At 60.4% G+C, this 26,985-nt stretch carries 28 protein-coding genes, 1 tRNA gene and 1 pseudogene; 6 read left to right on the top strand and 24 right to left on the bottom strand.

Going from position 1 to position 26,985, the window contains the following annotated elements:
• Positions 1-151 precede the first annotated feature (151 nt).
• The 7 genes and pseudogenes from QOV41_RS07400 to QOV41_RS07370 form a co-directional block, all read right to left on the bottom strand.
• A complete protein-coding gene (locus QOV41_RS07400; RefSeq protein WP_284580513.1) occupies positions 152-910 on the bottom strand; it encodes a hypothetical protein in 759 nt (252 codons plus the stop codon).
• A 213-nt stretch (positions 911-1,123) separates the two neighbouring features.
• Positions 1,124-1,429, bottom strand: a complete 306-nt coding sequence (locus tag QOV41_RS07395; RefSeq protein ID WP_284580512.1) for a thermonuclease family protein — start codon at positions 1,427-1,429, stop codon at positions 1,124-1,126.
• A 155-nt stretch (positions 1,430-1,584) separates the two neighbouring features.
• Positions 1,585-2,967, bottom strand: a complete 1,383-nt coding sequence (locus tag QOV41_RS07390; RefSeq protein ID WP_284580511.1) for a DUF4214 domain-containing protein — start codon at positions 2,965-2,967, stop codon at positions 1,585-1,587.
• A gap of 56 nt (positions 2,968-3,023) precedes the next feature.
• Positions 3,024-3,209, bottom strand: a pseudogene (locus QOV41_RS07385) (transposase); the annotation flags it as partial.
• Between the two features lie 34 nt (positions 3,210-3,243).
• Positions 3,244-3,384 carry a hypothetical protein gene (locus tag QOV41_RS07380; protein WP_284581435.1) on the bottom strand — a complete coding sequence of 47 codons (141 nt, stop codon included), beginning with the start codon at positions 3,382-3,384 and terminating at the stop codon, positions 3,244-3,246.
• A gap of 167 nt (positions 3,385-3,551) precedes the next feature.
• Complete coding sequence (locus QOV41_RS07375) at positions 3,552-4,571, bottom strand: DUF4214 domain-containing protein (RefSeq protein ID WP_284580510.1); 1,020 nt, start codon at positions 4,569-4,571, stop codon at positions 3,552-3,554.
• A gap of 451 nt (positions 4,572-5,022) precedes the next feature.
• Positions 5,023-5,098 (bottom strand) — tRNA-Lys (locus tag QOV41_RS07370).
• A gap of 213 nt (positions 5,099-5,311) precedes the next feature.
• Between QOV41_RS07370 and QOV41_RS07365 the strand changes: the two genes are divergently transcribed.
• Positions 5,312-6,415 (top strand): pyridoxal phosphate-dependent aminotransferase, encoded by a 1,104-nt coding sequence (locus QOV41_RS07365; RefSeq protein WP_284580509.1) that lies wholly within the window; start codon positions 5,312-5,314, stop codon positions 6,413-6,415.
• On the opposite strand, the gene QOV41_RS07360 is transcribed toward QOV41_RS07365, so the two are convergent.
• The 7 genes from QOV41_RS07360 to QOV41_RS07330 form a co-directional block, all read right to left on the bottom strand.
• On the bottom strand, positions 6,412-7,362 hold the full coding sequence (locus tag QOV41_RS07360) for an endonuclease/exonuclease/phosphatase family protein (protein WP_284580508.1): 951 nt from the start codon (positions 7,360-7,362) through the stop codon (positions 6,412-6,414). The genes QOV41_RS07365 and QOV41_RS07360 overlap by 4 nt on opposite strands.
• Before the next feature lie 87 nt (positions 7,363-7,449).
• Positions 7,450-9,009 carry a 2-isopropylmalate synthase gene (locus tag QOV41_RS07355; RefSeq protein ID WP_284580507.1) on the bottom strand — a complete coding sequence of 520 codons (1,560 nt, stop codon included), beginning with the start codon at positions 9,007-9,009 and terminating at the stop codon, positions 7,450-7,452.
• 111 nt (positions 9,010-9,120) lie between these two features.
• Entirely contained in the window at positions 9,121-9,246 is a 126-nt protein-coding gene (locus QOV41_RS07350) for a hypothetical protein (RefSeq protein WP_284580506.1), read from the bottom strand.
• Positions 9,247-9,325: 79 nt separating this feature from the next.
• On the bottom strand, positions 9,326-10,219 hold the full coding sequence (locus QOV41_RS07345; protein WP_284580505.1) for a PhzF family phenazine biosynthesis protein: 894 nt from the start codon (positions 10,217-10,219) through the stop codon (positions 9,326-9,328).
• Positions 10,220-10,225: 6 nt separating this feature from the next.
• Positions 10,226-10,717 (bottom strand): heme-degrading domain-containing protein, encoded by a 492-nt coding sequence (locus tag QOV41_RS07340; RefSeq protein WP_284580504.1) that lies wholly within the window; start codon positions 10,715-10,717, stop codon positions 10,226-10,228.
• A 120-nt stretch (positions 10,718-10,837) separates the two neighbouring features.
• Positions 10,838-11,857 (bottom strand): ketol-acid reductoisomerase, encoded by a 1,020-nt coding sequence (gene ilvC / locus QOV41_RS07335; protein ID WP_284580503.1) that lies wholly within the window; start codon positions 11,855-11,857, stop codon positions 10,838-10,840.
• Between the two features lie 28 nt (positions 11,858-11,885).
• Entirely contained in the window at positions 11,886-12,533 is a 648-nt protein-coding gene (locus tag QOV41_RS07330; RefSeq protein ID WP_284580502.1) for a TetR/AcrR family transcriptional regulator, read from the bottom strand.
• A gap of 201 nt (positions 12,534-12,734) precedes the next feature.
• Here QOV41_RS07330 and QOV41_RS07325 point away from each other — a divergent pair, with 201 nt between their 5' ends.
• Together QOV41_RS07325 and QOV41_RS07320 are read left to right on the top strand one after the other, a co-directional pair.
• Positions 12,735-13,865, top strand: a complete 1,131-nt coding sequence (locus QOV41_RS07325) for an NADH:flavin oxidoreductase/NADH oxidase (RefSeq protein ID WP_284580501.1) — start codon at positions 12,735-12,737, stop codon at positions 13,863-13,865.
• A 94-nt stretch (positions 13,866-13,959) separates the two neighbouring features.
• Positions 13,960-14,373 (top strand): hypothetical protein, encoded by a 414-nt coding sequence (locus QOV41_RS07320; protein ID WP_284580500.1) that lies wholly within the window; start codon positions 13,960-13,962, stop codon positions 14,371-14,373.
• A gap of 15 nt (positions 14,374-14,388) precedes the next feature.
• Here QOV41_RS07320 and QOV41_RS07315 read toward each other — a convergent pair whose 3' ends face one another.
• The gene (locus QOV41_RS07315; RefSeq protein ID WP_284580499.1) at positions 14,389-16,320 is read right to left on the bottom strand and encodes a potassium transporter Kup; all 1,932 of its coding nucleotides are present in this window, start codon (positions 16,318-16,320) and stop codon (positions 14,389-14,391) included.
• 144 nt (positions 16,321-16,464) lie between these two features.
• Positions 16,465-17,079, bottom strand: a complete 615-nt coding sequence (locus QOV41_RS07310) for an NADPH-dependent FMN reductase (protein ID WP_284580497.1) — start codon at positions 17,077-17,079, stop codon at positions 16,465-16,467.
• A 325-nt stretch (positions 17,080-17,404) separates the two neighbouring features.
• Between QOV41_RS07310 and QOV41_RS07305 the strand changes: the two genes are divergently transcribed.
• Entirely contained in the window at positions 17,405-17,731 is a 327-nt protein-coding gene (locus QOV41_RS07305) for a hypothetical protein (RefSeq protein WP_284580496.1), read from the top strand.
• Positions 17,732-17,759: 28 nt separating this feature from the next.
• Here the strand turns inward: QOV41_RS07305 and QOV41_RS07300 are convergent, their stop codons facing one another.
• The 3 genes from QOV41_RS07300 to QOV41_RS07290 form a co-directional block, all read right to left on the bottom strand.
• Complete coding sequence (locus tag QOV41_RS07300; RefSeq protein ID WP_284580495.1) at positions 17,760-18,503, bottom strand: pyridoxine 5'-phosphate synthase; 744 nt, start codon at positions 18,501-18,503, stop codon at positions 17,760-17,762.
• Positions 18,504-18,598: 95 nt separating this feature from the next.
• Positions 18,599-19,153, bottom strand: coding sequence for an acetolactate synthase small subunit (gene ilvN, locus QOV41_RS07295; RefSeq protein WP_284580494.1), 555 nt, complete (start codon positions 19,151-19,153; stop codon positions 18,599-18,601).
• A 21-nt stretch (positions 19,154-19,174) separates the two neighbouring features.
• Positions 19,175-20,944, bottom strand: a complete 1,770-nt coding sequence (locus QOV41_RS07290; protein WP_284580493.1) for an acetolactate synthase 3 large subunit — start codon at positions 20,942-20,944, stop codon at positions 19,175-19,177.
• A gap of 344 nt (positions 20,945-21,288) precedes the next feature.
• Here QOV41_RS07290 and QOV41_RS07285 point away from each other — a divergent pair, with 344 nt between their 5' ends.
• The gene (locus tag QOV41_RS07285) at positions 21,289-22,851 is read left to right on the top strand and encodes an inorganic phosphate transporter (RefSeq protein ID WP_350150865.1); all 1,563 of its coding nucleotides are present in this window, start codon (positions 21,289-21,291) and stop codon (positions 22,849-22,851) included.
• Here the strand turns inward: QOV41_RS07285 and QOV41_RS07280 are convergent.
• From QOV41_RS07280 to QOV41_RS07265, 4 genes are all read right to left on the bottom strand, one after another.
• Positions 22,821-23,276, bottom strand: a complete 456-nt coding sequence (locus QOV41_RS07280) for an NUDIX hydrolase (protein ID WP_284580492.1) — start codon at positions 23,274-23,276, stop codon at positions 22,821-22,823. The genes QOV41_RS07285 and QOV41_RS07280 overlap by 31 nt on opposite strands.
• A gap of 96 nt (positions 23,277-23,372) precedes the next feature.
• Positions 23,373-23,588, bottom strand: coding sequence for a cold-shock protein (locus QOV41_RS07275; RefSeq protein ID WP_284580490.1), 216 nt, complete (start codon positions 23,586-23,588; stop codon positions 23,373-23,375).
• Between the two features lie 294 nt (positions 23,589-23,882).
• A complete protein-coding gene (locus tag QOV41_RS07270; protein WP_284580489.1) occupies positions 23,883-24,155 on the bottom strand; it encodes a YMGG-like glycine zipper-containing protein in 273 nt (90 codons plus the stop codon).
• A 93-nt stretch (positions 24,156-24,248) separates the two neighbouring features.
• Positions 24,249-24,623, bottom strand: coding sequence for a DUF423 domain-containing protein (locus QOV41_RS07265; protein ID WP_284580488.1), 375 nt, complete (start codon positions 24,621-24,623; stop codon positions 24,249-24,251).
• 64 nt (positions 24,624-24,687) lie between these two features.
• On the opposite strand from QOV41_RS07265, the gene QOV41_RS07260 reads away from it, so the two are divergent.
• A complete protein-coding gene (locus QOV41_RS07260) occupies positions 24,688-26,103 on the top strand; it encodes an MATE family efflux transporter (protein WP_284580487.1) in 1,416 nt (471 codons plus the stop codon).
• Here QOV41_RS07260 and miaA read toward each other — a convergent pair.
• Positions 26,100-26,975, bottom strand: a complete 876-nt coding sequence (gene miaA / locus QOV41_RS07255) for a tRNA (adenosine(37)-N6)-dimethylallyltransferase MiaA (RefSeq protein ID WP_415926751.1) — start codon at positions 26,973-26,975, stop codon at positions 26,100-26,102. The genes QOV41_RS07260 and miaA overlap by 4 nt on opposite strands.
• Positions 26,976-26,985 lie beyond the last annotated feature (10 nt).

Genomic DNA, 26,985 nt, shown 5'->3' with positions numbered 1-26,985 from the left:
AGGTCTCTGGGTAGAACTGGTGAGTTGTGCATGGCGACGGCTATACCGCAGCGATGCTGACAAATAGCTGATGCAGATCAAAAAACCGGCAGATTGAGGAAGAACTCGAAGACGACGCCCCTTCTGTAAAGGGGCGCCGTAATTGTTCAGCTCAGTCGGACTTACCCTTCTCGCCGGGCTGAGGCTTGAAGCCTGCTGTATCGCCATTCGGAGCTTCACCGGCCCGGCCCACGTCTTTTCGATTGCCCGGATTGCCGATCTCGCCTGGCTGCCCGCCCCCTTGGCCAGCATTGCCTTGTCCAGCATTGCCGCTGCCAGCGAACGCATTGCCCTGTCCAGCATTCCCATTGCCAGCAAAGGCATTGCCGTTCCCGTTATTCGCCGTTCCGCCGATGTTAGCCGAGCCACCCGACGAGCCGGTACCACTACTGCCTACAGCGGCTCCGGAGTTCGGCTGAGCGACACCGCCGCCGGCGCCATTCTGGTTCTCAGGGGGTTGACCAGCATTTGCTCCAAGGCTGCCGCCAACCATTTCGGCTGGCTGTGCCCCAGCACCCGCAGTGCCTTCTGCAACACCACCGCCAGTTTCAGCACCAGCCCCCAGCTGGTTGTCTGAAAGCAGTTCGCATGGTTCGGTTAAGTAGGTTTCGCCGTCTTCGCGCTGATACGTTGCGGAGAGGCGGATGTTGTTGGCGTCATACCAATCCTGCTCTTGAATGACGTAGCAGCAGGGAGGCGCGGCCACCCCATCCACCTCAGTGATGGTGCCACCGATGTCGAGGGCACTTCGGCAGGTTGGTGCCACGTTAGTACTCGAAATCGCACGCTGTTCCTGGCCAAAGGTTGTAGAAGGCATTGAGGCGGCAAGCAGGCAGGTGCTTGCAATACCTGCGAGATAGATCTTGTGCATGTTGTCTCCTTCTCGCCCCCCGGCTGGCGCTACAAACCTCGGAGGAACTTAAATGGTTGCTTCCTGAGCATTGAGGCTCCGCCCGCGTAAGCGGGCTGTAAGCAAATGAGGTTCAGCGAAGGGGAGCTGACGCCTTAGAACCAGCGACAAGCGTCGTTGCCGACCATCAATCGAGGGGGGCAAGTTGGTGCAGGATTGCCGACGAATGCTTCCTTAGTGGCACCACCATTCCTCGCCGTCAGGCCAGCTACGAGCCAGGTGCTCTCTGATCAGGATGTCCCCGACATCCTCGCCGGCTATACGGATTGTTGCCAGGCGACGACGGCGGCTGGTGCTGTCGTAGCCGAAATACTCTATCGTCCAGTCATTGCTGTTGAGAAGCTCCAGCATTCGAGCGCTCGCCATCGAGGCAAGCGCCTTCTCGTGGCCGCCTCCGCAGATGCTGCTCTGCGGCTCCGGTGTATCGAAGTCCTTGAGCCGGATGTTCTCGCCATTAAGCCAGAGGGTGTCGCCATCCACGAGGCACGTCTTGTCGGCAGTGTTTGGCCGGCCGTTGCACATATCGAGTTGCGGCTGCTGAGCGCTAGACGGTTGCGAGCAGAGAACAGCTATGCCCGCACAGAGCAAGGCACACGTGACAATACGGGGCAGGAAGCCCTGCCCCGACCAAAATCCTAATACAGCCATATTCCGTCGCTGATCTCGCCAGCGACCTGCGCTTTGTTTTCGTTGCTCTCAGAGAAGAACGCCACCAAATCTCGGCGGTTGGTCTCACCGCCGTCGAGTTTATCGACCCAATATGAGAAGCCCTCTCCATCCGAGCTCCGGCCAAGCGTATGAAGGTACAGCAGCTCTACAAACTCGGAGTTTGAGACGGTTTGCTCGGTGCCGTAGGTACTCACGAACTCGGGCGAGTGCAGAAAGCTGTCCGCGATGTCGACAAGAGTAGTGTTTCCCTCGTCCATGCGGCCGATCCAATATTTCAGACCCTCATTGTCGGGCGTACGCTCGAATGCTGCCTGGTAGAGCCGGTAAGCTTGGCCGGCATTGCCGTCCACATCGACTCTCAGCACTCCGTCGTCGAACAACATGCGCTCGATGTTCGTGAGGGTGTCGACGCCCTCACTGCCGCCGTTGAGGTGTGTCACGGTTATGATACCGGTTCCAACGCCGCTTAAATCAAACTCGCTGAAGCGGGAGCCCCAGTAAGTCGTGGTATCTATGCCTCCGCCCCCATTGATGATGTCGTTGCCACCGGCTCCGCGAAGTTGCTCTCGAGCATCCGTGCCGATGAAGGTGTCGTTGAATGCGGTACCCTCCACACGACGGATATCGACCAGGGTGTCAACGTCGCTGTTTGCGGAATTCGTGGCGCGACCGGATCGCAGATCGACTGTGAAGCCGGAGCCAATCTCTCCACCCTCATGCCAGAAGTCTGCGTAGTCGAGATCGTCTCCAGCAACTATCGTGTCGTTGCCGGGGTTTCCTGAGAAGCCTGTGGCGATGCCGTCGTCCGATCCTCTCAGTACATCACTGAGGCTCGTTCCACGAAACACGAGCCTCTCTACCGGGGTGAACATGTCGACGGAACCGTCGTATTCCGTGATGCGCCCGGATCCAAAATCCACATCGACGCCAATCACAGTCGTCTTCAGATCGCGAATTACCTCAGCAGCCTCTTCGCTTATGAACTTGGTGTAATCAATTGAGCCAAAGCCATGATCTCGAATAACGATCCGGTCGGCCCCTCTGCTGGCCATAAGATTGAACTCGGCGCCATCCGAAAATGTGAACTGATCATCGAAATCGGAGCCCTCAATCTGCTCTACAGAGACGAAGGTGTCGGTGGTTCCGAAAGTATCTACAACCGTGCCATTCCCGCGTGAAAAGAAGTCAGCAATAATCCCGACTGCACCACCATCATCCTTGTAATTTACGTGATCAAATCCGGTCCCGCCATCGACCCAATCAGCACCTCTGCCCAGCCGATGGAAACCGTCTGCGTCTTCCGTTCCGACCAGATTATCAACTGCATCTGTGCCTCTAAAAACAGGCATGTCCACTTCCCCCAAACACTCACACGAAAACGCTGATCATCCTCTAAGAGCTCGACTTAAAAGTCTATGGGGAGATAGCAATGCGTCGCGATTCGTCTGGTGAGCACGCGGATGTGGTTTGATGAAGATCCTTGTCTGGCGCTTGCGATTGACTTTCCCAGTCCATAGTGAGGCGCCGACAGCCCAAGCCGGGCAAAGGTACGTTCCACGACCCAGCGGCGCGGCAGGAGTTCGAAGTGCTTGAAGGAGCCGGCTTGCCGCGTGCCGTTCCAGCGGTCAGGGTGGTGCGGCCATGCGCTGCTGGTGGCGCCCTTGCTCGCCGCCACCTGAGCGGAAATCGAGGGGGCAGTTGATAGATTCCATCTCGCGCCCGCCGATCAGGTGCGGAATGCTCTCAGTGTTCGGTGCGCGAGCCATAGCGTTCATCCTTGATAGGTCTGATCAGCAAAGCACGAGCTTCAGCATGGGCCATAGAGCCGATATTGCCAGGGGCGGTGATGTAGAGTGAGCGAGGGCGAGGTTTCAAAGAGACGATGGCCTATGAGGCGCGACCAAGCTGAAACCAGATCGCGCCGTAGGTGCCGTTAGGCAAAAGTCAGAATATTGCTTTCGGTGAAATCTGCGGGACCGCCCACCAGCTGCACGCCGTTCTCGATCACGCCAGCAGAACTTAGAAACAACCAAGAGTCTGCACTGCCTTGCTCCTCGACGAACACATAAGCCGTGATCTCATCTGGTCCAGTCGCACCAGATGCCCAACTGAGAGCTTCAGCGAAGTTGCTGGCCTCGTCCGGAAAAATGATCAGCGTATCTGCCGCAGCTGCGCCTAAGGAAATGTGATCATCTGCGCCGAAGCCCTCAACTTGATCGAGATTGGCCTCCGTCAAGTCAGAAGAGAGGGTCGGCCAGGAAGAGTTAACTGCAACGATTAGATCGACCTTCCCTTCACCCACAGCGAGCGTATCGACAGTATCACCCAGGCTGATGGCGACCGATCCAGGCACTTCGACGTACTCAGTCGGCCCTGGCACGGTGATGATGATCGGTTCAGGCTTGATCGTCTCATTTGCCTCTTTGACGACGTCCTTGATGTTGTCGAGAGTAGGTTGGTTCTTCTCGTTTGTTTGCTGCAGCAGCTCCTGCATGCGCTGCATCGCTTCCTGCAACGCCTTAATCTGGTTTTGGATCTGCTCGAACTGTAGCTGCTGCTGCTGCTCTTGCAGCTGCTGACTCATCTTCTCGGCAGTTTCAACCTTCTGCTGCTTGTTCGCAGCGTCGACACCCGTTGCATTTTCGATGATCTCTTTGATCACCTCTTCCTTTTTCTGGTTCTGCATCTTTTCGAGGTAATATTTGCGGCCGCCTTCGTCGGGGGGTCGCCCGAATAAGTTCAAGTACACCGAATCAATCAGCTGGGGCGGGCTCGGCTGTAGCTCTTTCTGAGCGTATTCCTGTGAGTTCAAGATCGCCTCTATGACACTCGAGGGGGCCTGTTTAACCATTAGTTCGTTCGCCCAGTATGCCAGCCCCTCTGGATCGGCGGGCCGGTTGAGTAGCGAGATGTAGAGTGACTGGATTTGCTGTGTGGCGCTGAGTTCGGGCATGGCGACCTCCTTTGCTCCCGTTCCGCGCTGCAGAGTAGTTCCAGGATTGCGGCGCGCCAACAACTTAGTGCAGCAGGCGGAATGCTCTTCAAACAAGACAGCTGAATATCGTTCCTGAGCCTTGGAGCGGCTATCTCGGACGGACACTCCAACGTCCGACGCACTTGGGTCTGCAGGAGCGAATGGGGCGCGCCCACTTGAGCAAACGAACTCGGTAGCTGGTGCTATGCAGGGATTACCGCCCCCCGCTTACTCTGCCCGTTTGGAGGGCATGGTCACGTGAGGGAATTGCTGCTGCGCCGGAGAGCGCAACCGGCAGCGGGCGGTAACGTCACCTGCGGGGCCAAGCTGATCGGCTGAGATCGTGCACCAGTTACCCCGGGCGTTACCCAGCGCTCAAATCGGCAGTTACCCCGCCGTATCGTCTACCCACTAAGTGCTTGAAATACTTTGGTGGGTGCACAAGGACTCGAACCTTGGACCCGCTGATTAAGAGTCAGCTGCTCTACCATCTGAGCTATGCACCCGGCTTTATTGTGCGCCGGCACCAAAGTGGCGCCTCTCTAGCAAAGGGATTCCCCCCTGTCTAGCGCTTCCCTGCACTTTCCACCTGGACTTCATTGCCGCACTCCCATGCGCCGTCCGCCAGCAGCAGCAAGCTGCGAAAACCAGTGGCTTGGGGCTGGCCCCAGAGGCTTTCGACGCTCTAGAGTGCAGCACCCCTTTCGAGAGCCGCACCCGTGTCCCGCCCCCGACTCACCGCCATCGCCGCCAGCCTCCCCAGCACCGTGCCCTTTGTGGGCCCCGAAGCCATTGAGCGGCAGCTCGGGCAGAAGTTTCGCGCGCGGCTCGGCGCCAATGAAAGCGCGTTCGGCCCCTCGCCCAAGGCGCTCGCAGCCATGGCAGCGGCGGGACCCGAGAGCTGGCACTATGGCGACCCCGAAAACAACGATCTGCTTGCGGCAATTGCGCGGCACCACGGCTGCACGCAGGGTCAGGTTGTCGCCGGTCCTGGCGTCGACGCCCTGCTCGGTCTCACCGTCCGGCTCTATGCCGAGCCCGGCCAAGTGGTGGTCAACTCCCTGGGGGGCTACCCCACCTTCAACTACCATGTGACCGGCTATGGCGCCCAGCTGGTGACGGTCCCCTATGCCGGCTACCGATCCAATCCGATGGCACTTGCCCATGCGGCACGCGAGCATGGGGCCGCCATCGTCTATCTCGCCAACCCGGACAATCCCATGGGCAGCTGGCATGACGCGGCCGTTGTGCGCGACTTCATCGCGGCAGTGCCCGAAACTACGCTAATCATTCTCGACGAAGCCTATGGCGAATTTGCGCCGGAGGACGCGCGGCCAGCGCTCGACTTCAGCCAAGCCAACCTCCTGCGCATGCGCACCTTCTCTAAGGCCTATGGCATGGCCGGCCTCCGCTGCGGCTACATCCTGGGACCCGAGCATCTGATCGAGCCCTTCAACCGCATCCGCGACCATTTCGGCATCAGCAATGTCGCCCAGGCCGCAGCCATCGCCGCCCTGGCGGATCAGCCATTCCTTCAGTCGGTCATCGAGCGCACCAATGCCGCCAAGGCGCGCATTGGCGCCATCGTGCGTGCCAACGGCATGGAGCCCCTGCCCTCGGCAACCAACTTCGTGGCTGTCGACACCGGCCGCGATGCCGCTTTCGCGCAGGGCGTGCTGCAGGAACTCGCCTCGCAAGGCGTCTTCATCCGTAAGCCCGGCGCACCCGGGCTCGATCACTGCATCCGCATCAGCGTCGGCAAGGACGATGCGCTCGATGCGCTGGAAGACGCCCTTCCCGTTGCTATCTCGAAGCTGGCCTAAGGCGCTCCGAGGATCGCCACACTGGCGACCAGCCCGCGATGGTTGGAGCCCATGGCGTCCGGCATGGCGTTGATGGCAGTGATGAGCGCGTTGCCCCGGGTGAAAAGATTGTCGATGGGCACGCCGATATCGGCCAGTTCTACCGGCCAGGTTGCCGGATAGGAAGGCGGCGGCACCAGCGCCGCCCGCTCCGCCAGTTCGGCAATATCGTCCGACCACGCAGCGGCGTTGAAGTCGCCGGCCAGGATGACCGGCCCCTCGAGTTCCCGCAGGACACGGAACGCCTGCCAAAGCTCGGCGAGCATCAGATCGTCGAAATAGGGTTTGGTGAGGTGCAGCCCGACAATGGTCACGCCCACGCCCTCAATCACCGTCTCGGCAATGACCAGGCGCAACCGGCGGAACTCTCCCAGTGGGAGGACGCGATTGGAGGTAAACGGCGTCTTGGAATAAATGAGAAGGTCGCACGCCGTGCCTTCTTCCGAGCAACCGGCGCGATGGGGATAGGCTTGATCCATCGCTGCCACGGATCGTACCGGCGCTGATTCCATGATGATAGCGATGTCGGGAGCGAGATCGAGCACCCGTTCGACGATCGCCACGCCGTCGGGATTGCTGTTGAGGACGTTGAAGCTGAGAATATCCACGGTGGCCGTGACCGGCAATTGCTGCAGCGGCGCGCGCTGTGCTTGCTGGTCGCGGATGATCAGGGCGCCCTCGCCGGCACTGGCCAGGGCAAAGATCATGACCACCCCCGCGCGTTTCCAGCCCCCCACCAGCGCCAGGCCAACAGCGATCAGCAGCGTGGTCGCGGCGATATGAAAGCGGAGCGTTTGCAGCAAGCGCTGGCCGGGAACGTCAAAGGAGATGCTGACCAGGATAATCCCGAGCACCGCCACCAGTGCCAGTCCGGTCAGAACTCCCCGCAATTCCCAGCGAATCTTCAAGACTGGCTCCCTGCCTACCCAGGCAGGGAACTGATCGCTTTTTGGCGCCCCGAAGGCAACCGCTAGATGTGCAAGGCTGCGCTGCCGCTAGCCCGCCATGGCGCCCTGTGCCGCCGCGCCCCGTTCGATCAGGAGACGGTTATAGGCGTTGAGATAGGCGCGGGCGGAGGCTACGAGCGTATCCGGCTCAGCGGCATTGCCCGAGACGATACGGCCATTCATCTCGAGACGCACATGGGCACCAGCCTGGGCATCGGTGCCGCCGGTGATACCGTCCACCGCATAGAGCACCAGATGCGGCTGCTGGCCCACCGCCTCCTTGATGGCATTGAAGATCGCGTCAACCGACCCGGTGCCCTCATAGGTGACGGCGTTTTCTTCCCCATCGATGGAGAGCGTGAGGTTGCAGCGGTGAATACCGCCGGTCTTGGTGACCACTTCCATGTCCACCAACTTGATGCGGTCGCCTACCGAACCGACCTCGTCATCCACCAGCGCGACGATATCGGCGTCATAGACGTGCTTCTTGCGATCGGCGAGATCCTTGAAGCGCTGGAAGGCCTCCTGGAAAGCGTTGTCGCCCAGCTCGTAACCCAGTTCCTTGAGCTTGTCCTTGAAAGCCGCGCGACCAGAATGCTTGCCCATCACCAAGGTCGTTTCCTTGATGCCGACGCTGGCCGGGGTCATGATCTCATAGGTTTCGGCATTTTTGAGCATGCCGTCTTGGTGGATGCCGCTCTCATGCGCAAAGGCGTTCTTGCCCACAATAGCCTTGTTGTACTGCACCGGGAAATTGGAAGCCGCCGACACGATCCGGCTGGCACGGGCCAAATGAGTGGTCTCGATCTGCGTGTGGTACGGCATGGCATCGCCGCGTGTGCGCAGCGCCATGACGATTTCCTCCAGCGCGGCATTGCCAGCCCGTTCGCCCAAGCCGTTGATGGTGCATTCCACCTGCCGGGCGCCGCCACGCACGGCCGCGAGTGAGTTGGCGACTGCCAGACCCAGATCGTCGTGGCAATGGGCCGAGAAAATCGCCTTTTCTGCGCCGGGAACTGCGGTGATGATGTCGCGGAACATGGCCTCATGTTCATCGGGGACGGCATAGCCGACCGTATCGGGCAGGTTGATCGTCGTCGCGCCGGACTTGATCGCCGTCTCGACGCAGCGCTTGAGGAACTCGAGTGGGGTACGGGTCGCGTCCATTGCCGACCATTCGACATCGTCGATCAGATTGCGTGCCTGCGCCACGGTGCGGGCGATGATCTCGATGACCTCGTCCTCGGTCTTCTTCATCTGGTGGGCCAGATGGATGGGCGAGGTGGATACAAAGGTGTGTATCCGGCCGCGGCGCGCATGGCGCACGGCTTCACCCGCCCGGTCGATATCGGCCGTGATGGCGCGGGCTAGGCCAGCCACGGTGGCGCGCTTGACCTGCTTGGCCACGGCGACAACGGCCTCGAAGTCGCCGGTGGACGCGATAGGGAAACCCGCCTCGATAATGTCGACGCCCATATCGTCTAGGGCCTCGGCGACCTGGAGTTTCTCTTCCAGCGTCATGGTCGCGCCGGGCGATTGTTCGCCGTCTCGCAGTGTCGTGTCGAAAATGAAGACGCGGTCTTTGTTGGTGTCGGTGGTGGCAGTCATCGCTCTATCCTATCGGGCGGCCCAGAGTCGCAGCTCTATAGGCCGGACATTTACTGTTCGGCTTGTGGCAAAATCCCCTGACGACCCGCTCGCTTTCCGAGCTGCCGGTGATCAGGGGCTGATAAGAAGGAGAAGGAGCCCGGCAAGCGGCAAAAGCAGGCCAGCCGAAATCACCAGGCGGCGTTCGGCGGCCTGGCGCTGGGAGATCGCAATGGCTTTGGCGCGGTTGCGCTGCATTGGACACGTCCTGTTTGAGCAAACAATGCGCCAATCACCTGACCGTTGCAAGGCGGATTTCGACAAAGCCGTTCGGCTCCTATCGCGAAAGATCCAGCACCCCTTCTCCAACGATGATGGCGTGCCCACCGATAGCGGCATGGGTGAGCACCTCGTCTTCCTTGCGCAACTGCACGGTGATGCGGCACGGCCGGCCCATCTCGTGTCCTTGCCGGATGGCGAGGTCAGATTGCCCGCTGGCATAGGGCACGTGCTCAGCCAGAAGGCCGATCAACGCCGCTGCGGCAGCGCCCGTGCCGGGATCCTCCCCTAGTCCCATGTCTGAGGAGAACATGCGGGCGGCGAAATCGTTGTTCGGTTCGCGTGGCGTCTCGGTGAAGATGTAGACCCCGCCTCGCCCATGGGGGAAAGCGTTGCGCCAGATACCCATGTTTGGTGCCAGCCGCGCCAGGACACCGGCATCGCGGACCGGCACAAGATGAAACTCCACGCCAGCCGAATAGACCGCCGGGCGGTAAGCGCCGCAGCCGATTTCGTCCATCTCGATGCCGAGGGCCAAAGCGATGGCTTTGTGATCCTCAAGCGCAGCAAGCTTGCCCGGCATCTGCGGCAGGGTGAAACGCGCCTCCCCGCTTCGTTTATCCGCCTTCTCGAAAAGGGCGGTGACGAGGCCGATCTTCTCCTCAAGGCGGACCGCGGTCGCCTTGCTCTGCAAGCCCAGGACAACCGCGGCGCCAATCGTGGGATGGCCGGCAAAGGGCAACTCGACAGCGGGCGTGAAGATGCGCGCGGCGGCAGTGTTGCGGGCACCCTGCGCCTTTTGCAGGAACACCGTCTCGCTGAGATTGAACTCCTTGGCGATAGCCTGCATCTCGTCGTCGAGCAGCCCGTCCGCCTTGCAGACTACAGCGAGCGGGTTACCCTTGAGCGGCTCACGCGTGAAAACATCGAGCAGCAGATAATCGAGCTTCATTCAGGCTCACCCCGTCGGCAGCGTGTAATCGGCCCGATCAACTTGCAGATGGTCGCAGAAGGCGTCAACGGCGACGGCATGATCCTTGCGCCCCGGCAAACCCGAAATGGTCAGGCAGCCGATGATCCCGGCGCCCTTCACCCGGATCGGAAAGCCACCGCCAGCGATCACGAACTCGGCGGGATCGGCCCCCGATTGCGGCGGAAAAGGAACTTCTCCCCGCTCCAGCACCATGCGGTAACTTGCTCTCTGGAAGCGGCGAACTGTGTTGATCTTGCGGCGCACCCACTCGGCATTGTCGGCACTGGTGCCGGCCGTGGCGGCAAAGAACATCTGACGATCCCAACTGCGGACGTCGACCACCAGGCCCAGCCCCTCGGCCAGCGCGCGCTCCCGGACCGAGGCGCCGAGCGCAAAAGCGACATCCTCGTCGAATGCACCCAGAGCCAGTTCGAGTTCCTGCCGCTTGACCAGTTCGATATCGCTCTCGACGCTCACAATAGTGTCCCCCTAAAACGCTTAGTGCGGTTCCAAATGCTCACACTCCGCTAGCACTAAGGGGCACCGATGTGCCACCGCAGAATACGAAAACGGGGGCCGAAGCCCCCGTTGCCAAACCTAGTTCTTTTCCTTGTCGACCAGGGCTCCCGCCTTGATCCACGGCATCATGCCGCGCAATTGTTCGCCCACCTGCTCGATGGGGTGCTCGTCGGCCAGACGGCGCGTCGCCTTGAAGCGAGAAGCGCCGCCCTTGTATTCCTGCATCCACTCGGAAGTAAACTTGCCCGACTGAATGTCGTGCAGCACGCGCTTCATTTCCGCCTTGGTCTCGGCCGTAATAATGCGCGGACCCGTGACATACTCGCCCCACTCTGCAGTATTGGAGATCGAGTAGTTCATGTTGGCGATACCGCCCTGATAGATCAGGTCGACGATCAGTTTTACTTCGTGGAGGCACTCGAAATAGGCCATTTCGGGTGCATAACCAGCTTCAACCAGCGTCTCGAAACCAGCCCGGATCAGTTCGACGAGACCACCGCACAGCACAGCCTGCTCACCGAAGAGGTCGGTCTCGCATTCCTCGCGGAAATTGGTCTCGATGACGCCCGAACGGCCACCGCCCACACCCGAGGCATAGGCCAGCGCAATGTCATGAGCATTGCCCGAAGCATCCTGATGCACCGCGATCAGGCACGGCACGCCGCCCCCCTTCTGGTATTCGCCGCGCACCGTGTGACCTGGACCCTTAGGCGCGATCATGATGACGTCGACGGTGGACTTGGGCTCGATGAGGTTGAAGTGCACATTGAGACCGTGGGCAAAAGCCAGCGCCGCGCCATCACGGATGTTGGGCTCAATATGCTCCTTGTAGATGTCCGCCTGCAGCTCATCGGGCGTCAGCATCATGATGACGTCGGCCCATCCGGCGGCTTCGGCCACGCTCATGACCTTGAGGCCTTCACCCTCGGCCTTCTTGGCCGATGGCGAACCCGGACGCAGCGCGACGACGACGTCGGTGATGCCCGAATCGCGCAAGTTCAGCACATGGGCATGGCCTTGGCTGCCATAGCCTACAATGGCGACTTTCCGGGACTTGATGATGTTGAGATCGGCATCCCGATCATAATAGACGCGCATAAGTTTATCCCCTCTCGATGAAGCGGTGTTATAAATTGGCCTTGGCCCCATAAAGGGCGAAGAACTGGTCAGCGGCGGTTTTGACGTCCGACTCGATATTGGCTTCGACGTTGGACTGGGTAAGTGCACTGTCCCCCAGCAGGAGACGGATTTGGACGTCACGCACCACCAGACCGAAAAAGGTCCGATAGGCATCTTCGCTGGAGGCGAAGCGCAGCAGTCGTGCGTCGCGGCCAGCCTCAAGAATAGGCTTCAGGCGCCGGCGGATGGCGAGTGGGCCGTTCTCCAGAACGATAAGCCCGAGCCGGTCCTTCTCCTGTGCTGCGTGATTGATCGCGGTGCGATTGAGAGTGATGGACACATCACCCACGATGACGGTCAGCAGGTCGCGGGCGAACTGCTCGATGCTGGCGCGCAAGGTCTTGGCGCTAAGGCCGGTGCGGTCGACATGGGGCATGCGCACCTTCGCCGCCTGCCACTGGACCGTTGCGGTCAACAAGCCGTCCCGGTCGCCGAACCATTTGTAGAGCGTTTCCTTGGAGCATGAGGCGCGGCGCGCCACCGCTGTCATGGTCAGGCCGTCGCCATTCTCCACCAAGAGGTCGAGAGCAGCCGTCAGCACCGCCTGCTGGCGCGGCGTAAAGGTTTCCTCGTTGACCTTGATGGGCAGGGCCAAGGCGCAGTCCTCTTGCTGAAGCGAACCGAATACTGTGAATTCGTCAGATTGCGTACCGTACGGTACGGTTCTGCGCAAGAGCTTTGTTGCGCGGCACCACCATTCTGCAACAGATTGTTCCTCCATCGGTACTTGCCGATGGAGCTATGCCGGTGCAAGTATCGGGAGAGCCCTCCCCGGCAAACACCATCCGAGTTCTTCATGTCACAGCTTTTCTCGTCGACCAGTCTGCGTGGCCTTGCGCTGCGCAACCGCACCGTCATCGCCCCCATGTGCCAATACTCAGCCGTGGATGGCTTCGCCAACGACTGGCACTTCGTGCATCTGGGCCGCTTCGCCATCGGCGGTTTCGGTCTGATCATTCTCGAAGCTACGGGCGTGACGCCAGAAGGTCGCATCTCCTACGCTGATCTAGGCCTCTGGAAGGATGAGCAGATCGCTCCTCTCGCCCGCATAGTCGACTTCATCCACAGCCAAGGCGCCGCCGCCGGAATCCAGCTGGCGCATGCCGGACGCAAGGCCTCCACCCCCGTGCCGTGGCGCAACGGCTTCACGGAAACAGAAGAGGAAAAGCCGCGCGTCGGCTTCGAACACTGGACGCCGGTGGCACCCAGTGCGGAAATCCATGCGGAAGGCAAGGACTTCACCAAGCCGACGGCGCTGGACGCCGCGGGCATCCGCAACATCATCGATTCCTTTGTTGCCGCCGCCAAGCGCGCCGAGCAGGCGGGCTTCGACACCGTCGAAGTCCATGCGGCCCACGGCTATCTCCTTAATCAGTTCCTCTCGCCCTTGGCTAACAAGCGCACCGATGAGTATGGCGGCAGCCGCGAGAACCGGATGCGCCTGGTCCTTGAAGTTACCGAAGCTGTTCGCGCCGTGTGGCCCGCTGAGAAGCCGCTTCTGGTCCGGATTTCGGTGAGCGACAATCATCCCGAAGGTTGGCAGGTGGAGGACAGCGTCGTCCTTGCCCAGGAGTTGAAGAAGCTGGGCGCCGACGCCATCGACTGCTCGAGCGGCGGTTTCGAAGGGGCGACGTTCAACACTGTTGCCGGCTACCAGGTCCCTTTTGCCAAGGCGGTGCGCGACGGTGCCGACATTCCCACCATGGCTGTCGGTCTGCTCGGGGATGCCGGTCGTGCCGAGGAGATCATCGCCAATGGCGAGGCGGATTTCATCGAACTGGCCCGCGGCGCCTTGGATGATCCTAATTGGGCCGTGCACGCCCGGCACGAGCTTGGCGCGGACGATTACGAACTCTGGCCCAATCCCACCAAACGGGTGCGCGAGCGAGACCGGGCTCTGAGGCAGCGCAGCTTCGCCAGCAAGTAAGGTGCCGCCGACAACCTAAATTCGCCGTGATTGGCCGATCAGTCTTGCCGAACTGATCTGGGCGCACCAGATCAGATCGGCGCAGGAGAAGAGCATGGATACCAAAGCTGCAGTGATCGCCCTGATGAGCGTCTGGGGCGTGGGAACATGCGCTGTTGCTCCGTCCCTCGCCCAGGAGGAGAGCGGCGACGCCTCGGCCAATCCGCTCCTCAACAAAGTTTGGGTGCGCGCCGAAGCCAGCGACTCGCTTCCGGGCACCATGCAGATCTTTCTCGAAGACGGCACTCTGGTTAGCGACAGCTGCTGGGAGACCTATCGGCTATCGAAGTGGCAACAAGTCTCCGAGGGCGCGATCAGTTGGGAAGAGGATGGCATGACCATCAATGCTGAGATCGCCAGCATTTCTGACACTGAGATGGTGCTTAATCTTCAGCTGGGCAGCGAAATTCAGGAGCAGCGGTTCGTCACGGCAACTGCCCCTTATGTGTGCCCCGACATTCCCGAATAGTGCTGGCCGATCCGCCTAGAGGATCACTTGCGTTCCAATTTCCACCACGCGCCCTGTGGGGATGTGGAAATACTCAGTCGCGTCACTAGCATTTCGTGCCAAGCGCGCGAACAGCCGATCCTGCCAATAGCGCAATAAGTTGGGCGACTTTGGCCCCGTCTTCAGGGACCGGCGCGACAGGAAGAACGAGGTGGACATGATGTCGAACTTCCACCCGAGCTTGCGGCCCAGTGCCAGCGCTTTGGGGATGTTTGGGCTCTCCATGAAGCCAAAGGTCACGACCACTCGGCTGAACAATTCGTTGTAAGCCTCAATGGTGACCTTCTCGTCGTCAGGCACGCGTGGCGAGGCAGACGTGCGGACCGTCAGAATGACGTTCTGCTCATGCAGCACCTTGTAGTGCTTGAGGCTATGCAGTAGCGCCGTGGGTGCGCCCTCCACATCACTGGTCAGGAAAATGGCCGTACCAGGCACCAGGGTTGGCTTCTTCTTGGAGAGGTTGTCCACCAAGAACTGCAACGGCACTTCGTCGCGGCGGGTCTTTTCAGCTAGCCGGCGACGTCCGGCCATCCAGCTCCACATGATCGTTGCGACGCCAAGCGCTACGACAGCGGGCACCCAGCCGCCCTGGAAAAGCTTTGCCGCATTGGCTGCAAAGAAGCCCCCGTCGATAACGGCGAATACAATGCCGAAAGCTAGAACCACCAGCGGATGCCATTTCCAGTTGCGCCACATAACAACGACCAGCAGTGCGAGCGTCACGATCATCACGCCAGACACGGCAATCCCGTATGCACTGGACAGAGCACTGGAGCTACCGAACGAGACCACCAGCACCAAGACACCGATGAGCAGCATCGAGTTGATCTGGGGCATGTAGATCTGCCCACTTTGGGTTTCCGATGTGTGGGTGACGACAAGGCGAGGTAGCATGTTGAGCGCTATCGCCTGCTGCGCCAGGCTATAGGTACCCGAGATGACTGCCTGGCTAGCAATGATCGTCGCGAGCGTGGCTAGGCCAACAAACGGCAGCAATGCCCATTCGGGCTGCATCTCGAAGAACGGGCTACCCACATTTTCCACGCCCACCTCGAGAACATAGGCACCCTGGCCGAAATAGTTCAGCAGTAGGCATGGAAAGACCATGGCGAACCAAGCCACTACAATGGGCTTGCGGCCAAAGTGGCCCAGATCGACGTAGAGCGCCTCTGCGCCGGTGACAGCCAGGAAAATCGCCCCCATCACCACGAAAGCGATGTTGAAGTGCGTTACGAGAAACTCGATGGCGAGATAGGGGTTGAGGGCCCAAAGCACAGCGGGATAGTCGATAATGTGCACAAGGCCGGAAAAGCCGAGCGTCAGAAACCACACCGCGGTAACCGGGCCAAAGACTATAGACACCTTGGCCGTGCCGAAGCGCTGCACAAAGAACACACCAAGGATAATGATCAGGGTAATCGGCACGACCCAGCGCGTCATGCCGGGGGCGACCAATTGCACCCCCTCTACCGCCGATAGGACTGAAATTGCCGGCGTGATGATGGCGTCACCAAAGAACATTGCTGCGCCAACGACGCCCAATGCGGTAATCCAGACTGGGGGATTGGTGAAGGTTTTGCGCGCCAGCGCCATTAAGGAGAGGGTACCGCCCTCGCCATTATTGTCGGCTCGGGTAACGAAGAAGACGTATTTGACAGCGACTGTCAGCGTCAGCGCCCACACGATCAGCGACAGCAGGCCCAAAATTTCACTGTTGGTGGAAGCTGCGCCCGGGCGAACATGCATGGCCTCACGGAAAGCATAGATCGGGCTGGTCCCGATGTCCCCATATACCACCCCGAGCGCCCCCAGGATCAGTAGTGGGAAGTCTTTTGGATTATGGGAGTGGCTGGTGAGGTCGCTCGCATCGACACCGGCTGAAGCGCCGGTCGTGTTCGTCTGCGTCATAAACCCTGCGCTCTCTTTGGTCGAAGGCGGGCGCCGCTATACACCCGCCTTCCTCCATACACAACCGTTTCCGGCGCTCCAATGCGACAGGGACCGCTCCGGGGAGCGGCCCCTGTCTGACGAAGCTTTGGAGGTCTTCGTAACTTACTCGGCTGCCTGCTGGCTTTGAGCCTCTGCCTCTCGTGGGGCCTTCGTCGCATTGCCCCACCAGATCAGCTGGTCGAGCATGTCCTTGGCCGACGAGCCGATTGACCCTTCGATCTCGGACATCGGCTTGTTCTGCTGGCCCAGGGGGTGGACAGCGAAGAAATCGCCGCCGCCGATGTGAACGGCAGAACGGGTGGATACCATCTGCAGCTCAATCATCATACCACGCAGGTGCTCAATCGCACGTGCCGCGCCGACGGTGCCATAACCGACGAACCCTGCGGGCTTCTTGTTCCACTCGAGATATGCCTGATCGAGAGCGTTCTTGAGGGCGCCGGTGATGGAGCGATTGTACTCGGCGACCACGAAGATATAGCCGTCGAACTCACCAATCTTCTTCTGCCAGGCGACAGCGCGCGGGTCGCTCGATGGCATCCAGAGGTTGGAGGCTGGTTCGTTAAAAAACGGCAGGTCGAAGTCGCGCAGATCAACCAACTCGACTTCGAGTTCCTCGCGCTGCTTAGCGACGTCGACGATCCACTGCGCTGGCTTTTCGCCGAAGCGAGTGTCGCGCGTGGACGAAATAATGACGGCAATCTTGAGTTTGGACATCGAAGCCCTCCTGGTAACAATTCGTAACTGAGGCGATATATGTGCCTGCATAAGGTCCACAAGGAGGCACGTTCCTGTCTCCCGGCGACACTATTGGGCCTAGGGCACACCGATGTAAGTGCCTGAAAGGCTTGCGTCTTGGCGCGGATCCGCCAGTGAGAGGCAATCTCTAGTAGCGCTGTAGGTTCCGCCGGCTACAGAGTGTTCAACAGCAACGTACAATCACCAGAGCCGCATTATCCTTAGCAGCGGGAATTAATTGCCAGCTATTCCAGCGCGGCATATCCGAACAAGGACGGGCGCTTCAGCTCGTTTGGGGACTTCAATGAAACACCTGCCAGCCACCTTTGCGGTTGCCCTGCTGATGCTGGGCACCACCGCTGCATCTGCCCTGGAGCGCCGCGTCCAGATCAACAACACATCGTCTTACGACATCTACGAGTTCTATGCGTCCAATACGGGCACAAACTCGTGGGAAGAGGACATCTTAGGCGAAGATGTCCTGCTCTCCGGCGACAGCGTCATGATCAACATCGATGACGGTAGCGGCTATTGCAAATACGACTTCCTAGCTGTCTTTGAAGACGGCGAAGAAGTGATATCGCCAGACAACAACGTGTGCGAACTGGACGAATTTGACTTCACCGACTGACACAACGGGCGCCGATACTTTCGGCGCCCTACTCCTCCAAGATCGCCCGGTACTGCCGAACGGCTTCGGGGAATCCCATGCGGAGCGCATCCGCGGTGATGCCGTGTCCAATGGACGCTTCCGCTACGCCCGGAACCGCCGTTTGGAACGCTGGTAGATTGGCAAGGGTAAGATCGTGCCCGGCGTTCACACCCAGTCCGATAGCCGCGGCAGCTTGCGCCGTTTCCGCCAACAAGGCCAGTTCACGTTGGGCCCGTTCGGGATCATCGAAGCAGCCGCCATAGGGGCCGGTATAGAGTTCGACCCGATCGGCTCCCGTCGCTTTCGCCGCTGCAGCGCCAGCAGCGCCGGCATCGGGGTCGCAAAACAGGGAAACGCGCCGGTCCGTTTGCTTCAGCCGACGGACGGCGTCAGCAAGAAAATTGCCTTGTCCTCTGAAATCCCAGCCATGATCGGAGGTCGCCTGCTCGGGCGTATCAGGAACCAGCGTTATCTGGTGGGCGTGGACTGCATCGACCAAGGTGAAGAAGTCTTCACTGGGATATCCCTCGATGTTGAACTCGGCTCGGGGGTATTCAGCAGCCATGAGTTCGGAGATCTCAAATACATCGGTGCGGCGTATGTGCCGCTCGTCCGGCCGCGGGTGAACCGTTATGCCACTCGCACCCGCGTCAAGCACCAGGCGCGCAATCCCCGTGACGCTCGGCCAAGGTACGTCACGGCGGTTCCGCAATTGCGCCACGGCGTTGAGATTGACCGATAGGAGTGTCATGGCAAATTCCCGAAGAAGCTCGGCAGAGCCATACACCAGACAGATCGGCCCGCCCAATGGAACATTGGAATGGGGCCGATCACCACATTTTCTGGTTACATACTCTGCGGACCACGAGAGATGGCAGCCAAGCCGGTCCGCACGACCTCGACCAGGCCGAGCGGTTGCATCAGCGCTATAAAGCTGTCGATCTTGGCTGGCTTGCCGGTAACCTCGAAGACAAAGCTCTCAACGGTGGCATCCACGATCTGGGCCCGGAAAGCATCCGCAAGACGAAGCGTTTCGGCCCGGTGATCACCTGACCCGGCAACCTTGATCAGCGCCAGCTCGCGCTCCAGCGACTGTCCTTCGGCGGTGAGATCATGCACCTTGTGCACGGGCACCAGCCGTTCGAGTTGCAACTTGATCTGCACAAGAACTTTGGGTGTGGCGATCACCACGACGGTGATGCGACTAAGTCGCCGGCCGTGTTCGGTCTCGCTGACTGTCAGGCTTTCGATGTTATAGCCTCGGGCCGAAAAGAGACCGACGACCCGGGCGAGGATGCCCGGCTCGTTGTCGACCAGAACAGAGAGAGTGTGGCGCTCGGTCTGGTCGGTCTCCTGGGTCAGGAAATAGGCCGAGCCGGTGGGCTGCAGATGTGCGTTCATGTTCGTGCTCCCTCGCAAGCGCTAGACCAGCGCCCTACCCTTTTCATCGATGATGGACCCGATATTGGCGGTGTCGGGCAGAATGATCTCGTTGTGCGGCTTGCCTGACGGGATCATGGGCAGGCAGTTCTCGTCCTTCTCGACCAGTACGTCGAAGAGCACCGGACCATCATAGTTGAGCATCTCAGCAATTGCGGCATCGAGTTCGGCGGGGTTGTCGCACTTGATGCCCTTGGCGCCATACGCTTCGGCGAGTTTGACGAAATCCGGCAGCGACTCCGAGTAGGAGTGCGCATAGCGGGAGCCATGCAGCAGATCCTGCCATTGGCGCACCATGCCCATACGCTCATTGTTAAGGATGAAGATCTTTATCGGCAGGCGGTACTGCACTGCGGTCGAAAGCTCCTGCATCGTCATCTGCACGGACGCTTCACCTGCAATGTCGATGACCAATGCATCGGGATGGGCGACCTGCACGCCGACCGCAGCAGGAAGTCCATACCCCATGGTGCCCAAGCCACCCGAGGTCATCCAGCGATTGGGCTTGTCGAAGTGGAAGTGCTGTGCGGCCCACATCTGGTGCTGGCCAACCTCAGTGGTGATGAAGACATCCTTGCCCTGGTTGCGGGTGGCCTCGTAAAGCCGCTGGATGGCGTGCTGCGGCTTAATGGTGGTGTCGGAGTTCTTGAATCCGAGCGAGTTGACAGCGCGCCACGTCTTGATCTGCTCCCACCAAGGCGCGAGCGCCTCGGTGCGCGGCTGGTTGGTGCGCGACCGCCAGATGCGGATCATCTCTTCCAGCACACGGCCACAGTCACCCACGATCGGAAGGTCGACATGGATGATCTTGTTAATTGAGCCCGGATCGATGTCGACATGGATCTTGCGGCTGTTGGGCGAGAAGGCATCGATGCGGCCGGTGATGCGGTCATCGAAGCGCGCCCCGATGTTGATCATCAGGTCACAGTCATGCATCGCCATGTTCGCTTCGTAGGTGCCGTGCATGCCCAACATGCCCATCCACTGCGAATTGGATGCTGGAAAGGCGCCCAGGCCCATCAGCGTCGATGTGACGGGAAAGCCGGTGAGTTCAGCAAGCTCACGTAGATTGTCGGAGGCCTCGAGGCCAGCATTGATAACCCCACCACCCGTATAGAAAATCGGACGCTCGGCCTTATGCATCATCTCAACCGCCATGGTGATGGCGTCGAGATCGCCGTCGACCTGCGGCCGATAGCTCTGGTGCCGGAGCGTGTCGGCATCCGGCTTGTAGTAAGCGCCGACAGCAAACTGGACATCCTTTGGGATGTCGATGACGACGGGGCCAGGCCGCCCGGTTGTGGCAATCAAGAAGGCTTCGTGCAGAATGCGTGGCAGATCCTCGATCCGCTTCACCAGGTAGTTGTGCTTGGTGCAGGAACGGGTGATACCAACCGTATCGCATTCCTGGAAGGCGTCCGTGCCGATGAGCGTCGTGGGCACCTGGGCCGTGATACAAACCAGCGGGATGGAGTCCATCAGCGCATCGGTAAGTCCTGTCACAGCATTGGTGGCCCCCGGGCCGGACGTCACCAGCACGACGCCGGGCTTGCCGGTGGAACGGGCATAGCCTTCAGCCATATGCGTGGCGCCCTGCTCGTGCCGCACGAGGATGTGCTTGACGAACTCCTGCTGGAACATGGCGTCGTAGATCGGCAAGGCTGCGCCGCCGGGATAGCCGAAGATATGTTCCACCCCCTGATCGGTCAGCGCCTGGATCACCATTTCCGCGCCCGTCATCTGTTCGGCCATCGCTTTGTTCCTTCCTTTAGTCCATTTTGGCCCAGTCTCGTAGCGGCGAAAACCGGGCAATAAAAAAGGCCCCCTTCGGGACCTGTTTTCGGCGCACCAGCTTCCGCGCGGGGACTTACCCCACGTTGCCGATGCGCCTGCCTACTACGAGAATGAGTGCCCGCACGGGACCGCTCCAGATTGAAATCGCCATATTGATACGAGCATCGACTTGAAAGTGTCAAGGCCGAGTACACCCTCGCTGTACGTCAGCGGCCGCAGGACCTAACTCGCAGCTTAGCGGAGGGAACTTCAGCCTGCCGCTCAGGTTGCCCCGGAGATCTGCGGGCAAGTGGTCCGAGACGGTGGCTATTTCCAACCACACTGGCTATTGGCGCAGCACGCCCGATTATGACGGATTGATGACTATGGCTAAAAGCGACCTCGACAAGGATCTGCAACGTGTTGCGGGACAGGAAAACGCCACAAACCAGTTGGCGCGCTCCGTAGCCGCACCTGGCATTGCACTGGTCTTTCTGCTCGGTGCTGCAGTTTGGGCGAGCTATGTCGTGGTGGATAGCCCCCTGAGCTATCTGGTAATCATCGCCGCCGCCATCTCCGGCTATATGGCCATAAACGTCGGGGCGAACGACGTTGCTAACAACATGGGCCCGGCCGTCGGGTCCAGGGCCATCACAATGGTCGGCGCATTGATGATCGCAGCCATCTTCGAGGCGGCTGGCGCGCTTCTCGCAGGCGGGGACGTCGTCAACACAGTCGCCCGTGACCTGCTCACCCGGTCTGACTTCGACGGCGATACCTTCATCTTCGTGATGATGGCAGCGCTACTGGCGTCCGCCCTTTGGGTCAATTTGGCAACGATCATCGGCGCTCCCGTCTCGACCACGCACGCGGTCGTCGGTGGGGTTGTTGGTGCGGGCCTTACCTCTGGCGGACTGGACGCGATTGCCTGGCCCATGATCGGAGCAATTGTTGCCAGCTGGGTTATCTCGCCGGTTCTAGGTGGCGTCATTGCGGCGATCTTTCTTGCCATTGTCACCCGCACCATCAGTTGGCGGATCGATAAGTTAAATGCAGCACGGCTTTGGGTGCCTATCTTCATAGCCGTGATGACCGGCGTGTTCGCCATGTACATGGCCACCAAAGGGCTCACTCGTGTCTGGAAACCGGGCTGGCCAACTGCCATTGCGCTTGGCATTTTCTTCGCAGGGGTCGGCTGGATCATATCCATGCCGCTGATCAAGCGCCAATCGCTGAAACTCGAAAACCGCAACAAGCATATCGCCAGCCTCTTTCGCCTGCCACTAATCGGGGCAGCCGCACTGCTCTCTTTCGCCCATGGCGCCAATGATGTTGCCAACGCGATCGGCCCTTTCGCCGCCATCGTCAGCACGGCGCAGTCGGGCACCATGGAAGCAGCAGGGATCACCCTGCCCTTCTGGGTGCTGATGATCGGCGCGGTCGGCCTATCTCTCGGGCTTGTCCTGTTTGGGCCCAAGCTCATCCGCATCGTGGGCGAGCAGATCACCAAGCTCAATGAGGTGCGTGCCTTTTGTGCAGCTCTCTCGGCGGCGATCACTGTCCTGATCGCCTCGGCACTCGGCCTACCTGTTTCCTCAACCCATATCGCAGTAGGCGGAGTATTTGGAGTGGGCTTCCTTAGGGAGTACTATTCGGAGCGCCACATGAAGCGCTCCTCCGTGCCGGTCTACGCCAAGTATGTGGATCCCACGATGCTCAACGCCACGCCTGAAGAGGCTCTTTCCAGCGACCGGAAGCGTGATCGGCGTCGCCTCGTGCGTCGGCAACACGTGTTTGGCATTGCCGCCGCCTGGGTCATCACCGTACCAGCGGCAGCGGCTATTTCCGGCCTGGTCTACTTGCTGCTGGAACTGACGGTCGGCTGAGCGTCCTTGGTCAGGCGCCGGTGCAGCCGTACCGCGAGACGAGCGATCTGCGGATCCAGCAACAGTCGTTTGGTTTCATGCAGGACGGCCCAGTGTCGCAGACGCTGGCCATGCTCTTTCCAGTCGTCGAGTTGCTGCTGCACCAGCATCGGATAGAGATCCACGTCAACAAGGATTGAATTATCCGAGCCGGCGCTTGCCCGATAACTGCCGACAGGTTGCTGCTCGATTGTTCCAATCACCCCAGCCTCTTCCCTGGCCTCTTCCGCCGCGCTCTCCCACGGGGTCAGATGAGGTTCTATTGCCCCTTTTGGAAATATCCAACGCCCGCTGCGGCGTGCGGTGATGAGCAGGAACGTCACTCTGCCGTCGACCACTGCATATGGCAGCGCACCGGCCTGCCGCTGACCCGCTGCGGATTCCACTCGCGGGCTCCAGAGCTTTAAGACGTCCCTCAGCATTGCTTCAACCTCCAATAAAAAGGGCCCCGCAGGGCCCTTCACTTTCTTTGCCGGCCAAGCTTAGCTTAGTAGCGTCAGGTTGGTGGCCGAAATCTTTCCGTCGTGGCCGGTTTCGAGCTCGTAGCTCACCTTGTCACCTTCATAAAGGCCCTGAAGGCCCGAACGTTGCACTGCCGAGATGTGCACGAATGCGTCCTTCTCGCCATTGTCGGGAGAAATGAAGCCAATGCCTTTAGTGGTGTTGAAGAATTTTACGGTACCATTGATGGCAGCCATGGAACTCAGGTCCTCGCAGTGGTCGCCGCCAGCGTGGCGGCCAAGAGTTGGAAACGGACCCAAAAGGAGGGCCCGCCTTAACGATTCAAAGATCAGGAGATAGCCAAGTTCCGGCCGGGCTGGTCGATTAGAAAGCACAAGATAGTGTCGTATGAACACCATGTGAATGCGCGCTGTCAGGAGTTCAAGGCGCTTCGCTGGTCAATGAGAAGCACCCGATCCAGGAGGGACTCCGGACCGGGTGCAATGCGCCTGAAGGCGCGTGGCAGCATGGGGCGATGCTGCAACTCTGTGTTAGCCGCGCGGGCAGACGTCAACGTAGCGAGTACCATCGGCACGCTGGTAGACGCAGCGGTCATCAGTGCCCGAAGCCCGGCCGAGAAGATCACCGGTTGCAGCGCCGACAACGCCGCCGATACCGGCGCCAACTGCGGTGCCAACCACGTTGCCGGTTGCGGCCGCGCCCACGATGGCGCCAGCACCAGCGCCGACTGCGGCACCCTGCTGAGTGGCGGTGCAAGCGGTGAGCGAAAGAGTGGCGGCGGCGGCGATGACGAACTTATGCATGGGTAACCCTCCAAAGTAGCTGTTCGAGGGCAACAATGCAGGTGTTAACGATTGGTTCCGCTATTGATTTGAGCGGATTTGAGCAAAATTGGATCAGCTCTCTCTCAGCCGGAAACCGGCAGCGCCGAGGCATAGCCAGCCGCTAATCATCCCCAAGCCCCCCAGGGGAGCCGCGCCAGGAAACAGGCCGTGGCCGGTCCACTCCCGCATTCCAAGGTCGCTCGTGAAAACGACCGTTCCCAATATAAGGCAAGCAGCGGCGAGCCCGAGTGGGATGGTACGAACTCGCGAAAGCCCAATCGCCGCGAGTGCCGGGCCGTGGGCAAGGCAAATCGCTGCAATAGCGGCAAGATTGCGCGATTGACCCGCATGGGACGCCGCAGCGGCAGCGGCCACACCAGCGGCTCCGATCAACCCTGCTGAAATGAGGGCCGCCCTCCAGAGCCATTCCATGTTCTTGCGCTGCATGCTGCTACTCTTCCGCCTTGTCCCGCTTTGCTCTAGAGCAGCGCATGCGAGTAGGAAAGATAAGATGACCAAGCCATTGACGGCGCCCCTTCGTGCCGGCGCGGCACCGGCTGAGTTCCGGAGCTGGGGCGATGAACTGCGCGCTACCTTCGCCTTGGCCTGGCCGCTGGTGATTGCTCAACTTGCCCAGAATGCCCTCACGGTCACCGATGTTATCATGATGGGGTGGCTTGGCCCCTACCAGCTGGCGTCCGGCACTTTGGCCACTACATTCCTCATGCCCTTCCTTGTGGGGGGAATTGGAGTAGTAGGCGCCGTCGCACCGCTCGCTGCGCAAGCGCGTGGCGGCCGCAACATCAAGGCTATTCGAAGGGTTGTCCGGCAAGGCTTCTGGGCCGCGCTGACGCTGGCGGCCTTGCTCGTGCCGCTGGTGCTGCAGATCCGGCCGATCTTCGGCTGGCTCGGGCAGGATCCCCAAGCCACTATCTTAGCAGAACAGTACATTCAGATTGCGGCCTGGATGCTTTTTCCGGGACTGGCGATCATCAGCCTGCGATCCTTGCTCTCCGCCTTTGATGCCACTCGGGTGATCCTCGTCATCACCATCGGCGGGGTGATTGTGAACGGGATTGCCAACTACATCCTGATGTTTGGGCATTTCGGCTTCCCCCGTCTGGAACTGCGCGGCGCAGCCATTGCCACCGTGCTCACCAATATCGCCATGCTGGCGCTTTTCGCCGGATATGTCGTGACCAATCCGCGCTTCCGTCGCTTTCACGTCTTCATCCGCTTTTGGAAACCCGACTGGCCGCGGTACCGTGAGATTTTTCGCATTGGCACGCCCATCGGCCTGACCGTGCTAGCGGAGGTCGGTCTCTTTACCGCCGCTGCCTTACTGATGGGCCGCATCGGCACCGATGAAGTGGCGGCGCACGCGATTGCGCTGCAATTGTCCTCCCTAGCCTTCATGGTGCCGTTGGGAATGGGAATTGCCGCCACGGTTCGCGTCGGCATGGCTTATGGTCGCGGGGATCGTGACGGCATCCACAAGGCGGGCTGGACGGCATTCGCGCTGGGCACGGGTTTCATGGGGTTGTCCTGCATTCTGTTTCTCACCGCCGGGCCGATCATTGTCGCCCTCTTCCTCGACCCAAGCGTGCCGGCGAATGCCAATGCCGTTGCGCTCGCGGCGACTTTTCTTGTGATCGCTGGACTGTTCCAGATCGCCGATGGCGCACAGGTGGTTGCGGCGCACGCGCTGCGAGGGCTTAGCGACACCAAGGTGCCGATGATGTTCGCCATCTTTGGTTATTGGGCGGTGGGGCTGCCAACCTCCTATATCCTCGGCTTCGTTGTTGGCTGGCGCGGCGTAGGGATCTGGCTTGGCCTCGCCGCGGGTCTGACCTTCGTCGCGATCATCCTGGTCGCCCGCTTCGCCCTGCGCGAGCGCCTCGGCCTGCTCCGGCGCCTGGCCTCCTAGTTTCGTCGCGGCCAATCGCCGAACCGATTGCGGAACCAGGTGCCTTGCCGTTTAGCATATTGATGGGTCGCGGTAGTCGCCAGGCGAACGGCATCCTCCCGCGAGGACCGTCCGGCCAGCCAATCGGCGATCTCAGGCACGCCGATTGCCTTCATGGCCGGAAGGCCGGGGTCCAAGTCGAGGGCGAGCAGCGCCTTCACCTCCTCCACCGCGCCTTCGGCAAACATAGCCTCGAACCGGCGCGCAATGCGCTCACGCAGCAGTTGCCGGTTGGGATCGAGCACGATGCGCTGGATTTCAAAGTCCCTTAACAGGCCGGTCTGAGTGGCATTTTGATAGCTCGACAGGGTGCGTCCTGTAGCGCGTTTGACCGCAAGCGCCCTGATCAGCCGCTGTGGGTCGGCGACTTTAAGCATACGGGCGGCGTCCGGGTCTTCCCGCTCCAGCAGCGCCAGACGCTGCGCGCCGTCAAGGCGTTCGACCTCCTGCTGTATCGCCGCAGTGAACTCAGGCGGGACCGCCGGCACATCAGCAAAGCCGTTGACGAGCGCGTCGAAGTAGAGCCCCGTTCCACCAACGAAAATCAGCAATTGATCTGGCGACGTTGCGCTGATGATGTCAGCGGCCGCGGTAAGCCACTGCCCGGTGGAAAAGCGCGTTGCGGTCGGCACAGTCCCATAGAGACGGTGATCGGCCAGCGTCATCTCCTCGGCGGAAGGTCGCGCCGTCACCACCTGGAGGGTGTCGTAGACTTGCATGGCATCGGTGTTGACGATGATGCCACCATGCTCCTGCGCGAGAGCCAGCGCCAGCGCCGACTTGCCGCTCGCAGTGGGACCCGCTATCAGGACGGCGCGTCTGCGGCTTGCCACCATTTCCTCC

It is taken from the genome of Devosia sp. RR2S18 (genome assembly GCF_030177755.1).
Classification (GTDB): domain Bacteria; phylum Pseudomonadota; class Alphaproteobacteria; order Rhizobiales; family Devosiaceae; genus Devosia; species Devosia rhizosphaerae.
The sequence above is the reverse complement of the archived record's forward strand: the minus strand, read 5'-3'. Positions and strand labels throughout refer to the sequence as shown.